4 protein-coding genes and 1 pseudogene are annotated in these 6,669 nt (G+C 51.6%); 3 read left to right on the top strand and 2 right to left on the bottom strand.

The annotated features are described in order from the left end of the window. A pseudogene (locus ACN4EK_RS25110) lies at positions 1-564 on the bottom strand (cobaltochelatase subunit CobN); the annotation flags it as partial. Between the two features lie 169 nt (positions 565-733). On the opposite strand from ACN4EK_RS25110, the gene ACN4EK_RS25105 reads away from it, so the two are divergent. From ACN4EK_RS25105 to ACN4EK_RS25095, 3 genes are all read left to right on the top strand, one after another. Continuing rightward, positions 734-976: a NifU family protein gene (locus ACN4EK_RS25105; protein WP_431661016.1), complete on the top strand. Its 243-nt coding sequence runs from the start codon at positions 734-736 to the stop codon at positions 974-976. A 203-nt stretch (positions 977-1,179) separates the two neighbouring features. Continuing rightward, complete coding sequence (locus ACN4EK_RS25100; RefSeq protein WP_431661015.1) at positions 1,180-3,426, top strand: glycoside hydrolase; 2,247 nt, start codon at positions 1,180-1,182, stop codon at positions 3,424-3,426. A gap of 119 nt (positions 3,427-3,545) precedes the next feature. Continuing rightward, positions 3,546-4,109: a Uma2 family endonuclease gene (locus tag ACN4EK_RS25095; protein WP_431661014.1), complete on the top strand. Its 564-nt coding sequence runs from the start codon at positions 3,546-3,548 to the stop codon at positions 4,107-4,109. A 71-nt stretch (positions 4,110-4,180) separates the two neighbouring features. On the opposite strand, the gene ACN4EK_RS25090 is transcribed toward ACN4EK_RS25095, so the two are convergent. After that, positions 4,181-6,652, bottom strand: a complete 2,472-nt coding sequence (locus tag ACN4EK_RS25090) for an ATP-dependent Clp protease ATP-binding subunit (protein WP_431661013.1) — start codon at positions 6,650-6,652, stop codon at positions 4,181-4,183. Positions 6,653-6,669 lie beyond the last annotated feature (17 nt).

Here is a 6,669-nt window from a genome sequence, read left to right as displayed (position 1 = left end):
AGATGTGTATAAGAGACAGGGATAGAGTCCGGTGAGGGGGATGGGTTGAGGCGGTTGAAGCGAGAAGGTTTGACTGAAGCAGGTATTGGCAATCAAGAGGAGGGCTTGGTGTAGATTAGCAATGCCGCCTTCGATCAGGTAACGCCAAAGTTGGTTGGCGATCGCTAAGGGCACTGTGGAATGGCTGATTAAATCGGGATCGGGACGATCGTCACCAGGTAAGACAATTAAAGTAGCTCCCGATCGTTGGACGGTTTCCTGCACCACTTCTAGTCCGTAAGACCAATAGGCGCGTCCACCTAATAACCGCAGGATGATCACCTGAGCCTGTTGCAATACCGTTTCAGCGTAGGTGTCGATCGTCAGTTGTTGCTGGAGATGGAGTAAATTCGCGACCCGGAAGGCTGGAAAGTCAGTCGGGAGTTGGGTAGCGACGGTTGCCAGAGTTTGAATTTCTGTATCAGCCGCCGTGAGAAACACGATCGGGGCGGGAGTTTGGTCAACAAACACCACTCCTTCATCTCCAGGATTCCAGCCTCCCGGTGTGGCAGCAAGACGATGCATAAGCTAAAGCAATTGCTAAAAATTAATGATTACTATCAGGTTTCGTTATTCTCTGAACCTGATTTAGTGGCAGTTTAGTGATCCTTTGCCCTCATCTCCCACCCTATAATGGCGTTCTGGATCTAGGATCGATATCAGTGAACTTGACCTGACATCCCAAAGGTGAATTATGACTCAAACGCTGCCACTAACCACCGAAAACGTTGAAACTGTATTGGATGAAATGCGCCCATACCTGATGGCAGATGGCGGCAACGTGGAATTAGTGGATATTGATGGACCGATCGTTAAATTGCGGCTTCAGGGTGCCTGTGGTTCCTGCCCCAGTTCTGCCATGACTTTGAGAATGGGAATTGAACGCCGTTTGCGGGAATTCATTCCGGAAATTGCAGAAGTTGAGCAAGTGCTGTAGAACCAATCCAGCATTCGATCTAGATTTCACTCGTAGGGGTTGATGACTCGATCGCCCCTACCAGAGTGGATTGTGCTGTAGCGGACACCAAGTGAACCAAAGACATCTGTTATCGTAAGCGTTGTAACGACACCAACAGACTTTGGAGCATCAACTCCAATATCAGTTCCCTTAGTTCCTTGCCCTTCGCTGTCAGCTAATCTATGCCTCATCCCCTCTACGTCGCCTTTATCTGGCACCAACATCAACCGTTGTACAAAAGTCGGGCGGCATCGACAGCCACCGATGGGCAGTATCGCTTACCGTGGGTACGGTTACACGGCACCAAGGATTACCTCGATTTAATCCTAATTCTGGAAAAATATCCCAAGCTGCATCAAACGGTGAATCTAGTCCCATCGTTGATTCTGCAAATTGAGGATTACGTCGCTGGGAAGGCTCTCGATCCTTACTTACAGATTGCGCTACTACCGACAGAGCAACTGACCCAGGAGCAAAAAGAATTCGCCATCCAACATTTCTTTGATGGCAACCATCGCACCTTAATTGACCCGCACCCCCGCTACGCCGATCTATTTAATCAACGGCAGGATCAAGGCTTAACCTGGTGCTTAGAACACTGGACAGCCCAGGATTACAGCGATTTAGCGGCATGGCATAACCTGTCGTGGATCGATCCACTGTTTTGGGATGATCCCGAAATTGCCGATTGGCTCGATCGCGGCAAAGGCTTTACCCTCAGTGATCGCCAACGGATTCACTCCAAACAACGCCAGATCCTCAGTCGCATTATTCCCCAGCACAGAAAGATGCAGGAGACGGGGCAGTTGGAAATTACGACAACACCTTACACCCACCCAATCTTGCCATTGTTAGCCGATACCGATGCTGGACGTGTGGCTGTCCCCGACATGGTATTACCGCAACACCGCTTTCAGTGGGCAGAAGACATTCCCCGCCATCTCCAGAAAGCCTGGGACATGTATGAGGAACGCTTTGGGCGATCGCCACGGGGTTTGTGGCCGTCTGAGCAATCCGTCAGTCCCGTGATTCTCCCCGACATTGCCAAACAAGGATTTGAGTGGATTTGCTCCGATGAGGCGGTTTTAGGCTGGACATTAGATCACTTCTTCAGCCGCGATGGTTCAGGTAATGTCTATGAACCCGATAAACTTTACCGTCCCTATCGCTTAGAAACTCCGGTCGGCGATTTGGCGATCGTCTTCCGTGACCACCGGCTTTCCGATCTATTGGGCTTTACCTATAGCTCCATGCCACCGGAGAAAGCCGCCAGAGATCTCGTCGGTCACTTAGAAGCGATTTCCCGTTCCTTAAAAGCGCAACAAGCCAGTGGCAACACCGCTCTAGAAGATCCCTGGCTGGTGACGATCGCTTTAGATGGCGAAAACTGCTGGGAGTTTTATCCCCAGGATGGTCTGCCCTTCCTAACCGCCCTATACGAAACCCTCAGCCAAGATCCCGATATTCAACTGGTGACTGTCTCCGAATTCCTCGATCAGTTTCCCCCAACTGAGACTTTACCTGCCGATCAGTTACACAGTGGCTCCTGGGTGGATGGCAGTTTCACGACCTGGATTGGCGACCCCGCCAAAAATCGCGCCTGGGATTTACTCACCGCTGCCCGTCAGGTTTTAGCCAAACACCCTGAAGCCACCGAGGAAAATAATCCCGAAGCTTGGGAAGCGTTGTATGCCGCCGAAGGTTCGGACTGGTTCTGGTGGTTTGGCGAAGGGCATTCGTCCAATCAGGATGCCATGTTTGACCAACTGTTCCGCGAACACCTGGCTGCCCTGTACCAAGCCTTAAATGAACCTGTTCCGGTTAGTGTCCGACAGCCGATCGAGATTCATATCGCCCAGGGCGACCATCCCCCGCAAGGCTTCATCCATCCGATCATTGATGGCATTGGCGATGAGCAGGATTGGGAACGTGCCGGACGCTTTAACGTAGGTGGAGCGCGGGGAACGATGCACCGCAGTAGTCCGATCCAACGCCTCTGGTATGGTGTCGATCACTTAAACTTCTATCTGCGATTAGACTTTCAAACTGGCATCACACCGGGAGTCGATTGTCCGCCCGAGGTGAATCTGCTCTGGTACTATCCCGATCACTTGATGGCGAATAGCCCGGTACCCCTGGTAGAACTACCTGATGAAGCCCCACTCAATTATCTCTTCCATCATCACCTGGGGATTAATCTGCTGACCCAAACGATCTGGTTTCAGCAAGCGGGGGAATATTCCCGATGGCATTCCCGCGCCAGTCGTGCCCAGGTGGGGTTAGAGTCCTGCCTGGAGGTTGCCGTCCCCTGGGCTGATCTGCAAGTCGATCCCGATTGGTCACTCCGCCTAACGTTAGTCTTATCAGATGGGGGACGCTATCGCGATTACATGCCCGAACATGCCTTAATTCCGATCTGGGTGCCATAGCTCCTATCCACATACGGCTGATCTATAGGGAGTCGATCGCGATTCCTACTGCACTCCAAACCGTTTATACAATAAACAAGTAGGGTCACTTTGCGTACTCCTCAGCAGGTAGGTTTAGCATGGTACATACTCCGAGCAAATCCCTAACGCTAGCGGAATTTCTCCAGTTGCCGGAGACAGAACCTGCTAGCGAGTACATCGATGGGCAAATTATTCAAAAGCCGATGCCCCAGGGTGAACATAGTGTTATTCAGACTGAATTAGCACCAGCGATCAACTCAATTGTTAAACCACAAAAGATCGCCCGATCGTTTACAGAATTACGCTGCACATTTGGGGGACGCTCAACTGTACCTGATATTGCCGTATTTTTGTGGAGTAGAATTCCTCGCAAGGAAGATGGTGGAGTGGCAAATAATTTTTTGATCGCTCCAGATTGGACGATCGAAATTCTGTCACCAGACCAGAGCCAAACCAAAGTCACGAAAAATATTCTGCATTGCCTTCAGCATGGCACTCAAATGGGATGGCTAATTGATCCAGAGGAACAATGTGTTTTCGTTTATCTACCCGATCGCTCAACAACGGTCTATGAAGAACCAAATGCACAGTTACCAGTGCCAGAATTCGCTCAAGGCTTTCACCTGACAATAGAAGGCTTATTTAGCTGGTTAATGGAATAGGTCTAAAGCTAATACAAACGCGGTAGGGAGCAAATAACTCTCTACCGCGTTTAATTAAATCAATGAGTTAGTTACTCAGCCGCTTGCGGTAGCAGTTCCCGCTTGTCGCCCTGGAGTACCTTCACCTGTCCTTCGCTATCGACATCGACGATCGCGACATCACCGTTCTTGATCCGGCTGGAGAGGATTTCCTCAGCCAGTGAATCTTCCAGGAGTCGCATAATCGCCCGACGCAATGGACGAGCGCCGTAGCTGGGGTTGTAGCCTTCCTTCACCAAGCGATTCTTGAAGGCTTCGGTGACTTCCAGCGTAATCCCTTGCTCCCGCAGGCGACCAAACACCTCGTTGAGCATGATGTCGGCGATCTCTTTGATCTCACCCTCATCCAATTGACGGAAGACGATGATCTCATCCAGACGGTTGAGGAACTCAGGACGGAAGTATTGCTTCAGTTCTTCGTTCACCAACGAGCGAATCCGGTTGTACTTGGCTTCGGCAGCATCGCCATCGGCAATCTCGAAGCCCAGGCTGTTCATGCCACCCTTCTCGATTACCTTAGAACCGATGTTGGAGGTCATGATTAGCAGGGTGTTCTTGAAGTCCACGGTGCGCCCCTTGGCATCGGTCAGACGACCATCTTCCAGGATTTGCAGCAGCATGTTGAAGACATCCGGGTGTGCCTTCTCAATTTCATCGAACAATACAACGGTGTAAGGACGACGACGAACGGCTTCGGTTAATTGACCGCCTTCGTTGTAGCCGACATAGCCAGGAGGCGAACCGATCAGCTTAGAAACGGTGTGACGCTCCATGTATTCCGACATATCCAGCCGGATCATGGCATCTTCGGAACCGAAGAAGTAGGAGGCTAATGCCTTGGTCAACTCCGTCTTACCTACCCCGGTAGGACCCGAGAAGATAAAGCTGGCGATCGGGCGGTTGGGATTCTTCAAGCCCACGCGAGCTCGCCGGATGGCACGAGACACTGCTTTCACGGCTTCTTCCTGACCAATCAAGCGCTGGTGCAGGGTGTCTTCCATGTGTAGCAGCTTCTCGGATTCGGTTTCCGTCAGCTTGTTCACCGGGACACCTGTCCAGGAGGCGACGATTTGAGCGATATCCTCTTCGTCTACCACGGGCTGATCCGTGTCGGGAGATTCATTCTTCTTGCTTTGAGCGATCGCCCGGATTTCGGCTTTGATCTCCATTTCGCGATCGCGCAGTTCTCCGGCTTTGTCAAAGTCCTGAGAACGGACGGCATCGTCTTTGTCTTTCAGGACTTGCCGCAGTTGCTTGTCTAGCTCTCTAGCGGCGGGGGGCAACTGGGAGTTGATCAAACGAACGCGAGAACCCGCTTCATCGATCAAGTCGATCGCTTTATCAGGCAGGAAGCGGTCGGAAATATACCGATCGGATAGCTTCGCGGCAGCTTCCAGCGCCAGATCGGAGATCTTCAGCTTATGGTGCTGCTCGTAGCGTTCCCTTAGACCTCGGAGGATTTCGATCGTTTCATCGACCGTAGGTTCACCCACCATCACGGGTTGGAAGCGCCGTTCCAGAGCGGCATCCCGTTCGATGTGCTTCCGATACTCATCCAGGGTGGTTGCACCGATACATTGCAGTTCACCCCGAGCCAGAGCTGGCTTGAGGATATTGGCCGCATCGATCGCGCCTTCGGCAGCTCCAGCGCCAATCAGAGTGTGAACTTCGTCGATCACTAGAATGACATTTCCGGCAGACCGGATCTCATCCATGATCTTCTTCAGGCGTTCTTCAAACTCACCTCGGTACTTGGTGCCTGCCACCAGTAAGCCGATGTCTAGGGTGACAACCCGCTTATCTTCTAGAATGTCGGGCACATCATCATTAGCAATCCGTTGTGCCAACCCTTCCGCGATCGCGGTTTTACCCACCCCAGGTTCACCAATTAGCACCGGATTATTTTTGGTGCGGCGACCCAGGATTTGAATCACCCGTTCAATTTCTTTCTGACGACCAACGACGGGATCCAGCTTGCCTTCGGCAGCGAGTTGCGTCAAGTTGGAGCCAAATTCATCTAAGGTTGGGGTCTTCGTCCGTCCTTGCGAGCCACCCGATGTGACTTCAGCGGTTTCACCCAACATCCGAATCACTTGGGTTCGGACTTTCGAGAGATCGACACCCAGGTTTTCTAATACTCTGGCGGCGACTCCCTCACCTTCTCGGATTAAACCCAGAAGTAAGTGTTCGGTGCCAATGTAGTTATGTCCCAGTTGCCGAGCTTCTTCGAGGGATAGCTCTAGAACTCGTTTAGCTCTGGGCGTAAATGGAATCTCGACCGCAACGAACCCGGAACCGCGACCGATAATCTTTTCAACTTCAATGCGGGCATCTTTGAGGTTAACCCCCATCGATTTCAAAACTTTGGCGGCGACGCCGGTCCCTTCTCCAATCAGACCCAGGAGGATCTGTTCTGTACCCACGAAATTATGACCCAGGCGGCGAGCTTCCTCCTGAGCGAGCATAATTACCTTGATAGCTTTTTCTGTGAAGCGTTCAAACATGGTGTATTCCTGTCACC

The organism is Pantanalinema rosaneae CENA516 (assembly GCF_050753385.1).
In the GTDB taxonomy this organism is placed as follows: Bacteria; Cyanobacteriota; Cyanobacteriia; order Leptolyngbyales; family Leptolyngbyaceae; genus Pantanalinema; species Pantanalinema rosaneae.
This window is presented reverse-complemented; position numbering and strand designations above follow the sequence as displayed.

What these genes read in the sequence shown, in the direction of transcription:
- ACN4EK_RS25105 (WP_431661016.1), top strand. Translation starts at nt 734, where the DNA reads ATGACTCAAACGCTGCCACTAACCACCGAAAACGTTGAAACTGTATTG.
- ACN4EK_RS25100 (WP_431661015.1), top strand. Translation starts at nt 1,180, where the DNA reads ATGCCTCATCCCCTCTACGTCGCCTTTATCTGGCACCAACATCAACCG.
- ACN4EK_RS25095 (WP_431661014.1), top strand. Translation starts at nt 3,546, where the DNA reads ATGGTACATACTCCGAGCAAATCCCTAACGCTAGCGGAATTTCTCCAG.
- ACN4EK_RS25090 (WP_431661013.1), bottom strand. Translation starts at nt 6,652, where the DNA reads ATGTTTGAACGCTTCACAGAAAAAGCTATCAAGGTAATTATGCTCGCT.